At 45.4% G+C, this 1,369-nt stretch carries 1 protein-coding gene; it reads right to left on the bottom strand.

Annotated features, from left to right (window positions below):
- Positions 1 to 936: transposase (locus tag QT990_RS35710; RefSeq protein ID WP_333466406.1), on the bottom strand; the 936-nt coding region annotated here is incomplete at its 3' end.
- Positions 937 to 1,369: the final 433 nt, after the last annotated feature.

Genomic DNA, 1,369 nt, shown 5'->3' with positions numbered 1-1,369 from the left:
CTTTTGGGACTTTAAAATACCAAAAGCCAAATGCACCAATTTCCGCATCAAAGCACCAATCACCTGCATTTTGACCTGGACACGACCCAATAATCTCTCGCTCATAGCTTTGAGTAACGGATTGTGACGCATTGCCACTACCGCCGGCATATACAATGCTTTTCGCAGTCGGACATTGCCCGTGCAAGATAAACGTGTTTTGCCACGAACACTCGTTCCTGAACTGCGTTCACAGGGAGTTAAACCTGCATGAGCAGCTAACTGACGGGCGTTCTTATAATCCTCAATCCGACCAATTTCAGCTAAAAATACAGAAGCTGTCACATCTCCAATTCCGGGAATTGATGTTAAAAGGTCGCGCTGCTGTTTCAAATGCGGATGTCGGTCAAAATGGTCGCTAATTAATTGTTTTATCTGTGCTTGTTGTTGTTTGAGGTACTCCAAATGTTCCTGGGTAAGGGAAGCAACAGTTGCTGTGGCTGTTTCCAGACGGTTTTGTTCGGCAGTAAACATTTCCATTAAGGAATCTAGTCGTCGCAACAGGGCTTGTAATTCTTTAACTTCTGGTGCCGTAGGCGTCCAGAATGAGGGTTTAACAGCCGCACAAAAACGGGCAATCAGTGCTGCATCTACGGAGTCTGTTTTGGTACGCAGGAGTTCGCTTTTAGCAAACCCTTTAATCCGAGCTGGATTGACTATACTGACCTGATATCCGGCTTGGTAGAGAAATTCTGCCAAGGCTTCTCCATAGATGCTGGTGGCTTCCATGCAAGCATGAACTTCCTCAACACCAAGTTGTTTGAGCCAAGAATGTAAACTCTCAAAACCTGCGCTATTATTGGTGAATTTTTTGAGTCTGGTGCCACCACTTTCTTTCAGTAAAACGACATGAAAGTCTTTTTTACTGATGTCTATGCCTAAAACTTTGGATGTCATGGTTTGCGGATGCTCTGCGCTGAGTGTGAAAGAACAAAACAGGCAATAGAACTAACCTTGTAAATGCAGGCTTTCTCATGAAAACGAGAGCCTAAGATACCGCCTGTGTTTAGAGTGCGCCTGTCATCAAAAATGTCCGCTTATCTACACACCAGACTTGTTTTAGTCGATCGGGAAGGGCCAACTTCACCGATTGCTGATGTCCTTGACTACACTTTCTACTATCTCTCGATCTTAAAGTAAGAAACTTGAAGAGTTTCTTTATATTTCCTCGCTAACGCTGATGCTACCTACATTGGTTCGATCACCTACATCGGTTTGATCGAGAACATCGGTTCGATCGCCTGACTGACTGCTCGATCGCCTGACTGACTGCTCGATCGCCTGACTGACTGCTCGATCGCCTGACTGACTGCTCGATCGCCTGACTGAC

Origin of the sequence: Microcoleus sp. T3_B1, assembly GCF_036700445.1 — a bacterium.
Lineage (GTDB): Bacteria > Cyanobacteriota > Cyanobacteriia > Cyanobacteriales > Microcoleaceae > Microcoleus.
This window is presented reverse-complemented; position numbering and strand designations above follow the sequence as displayed.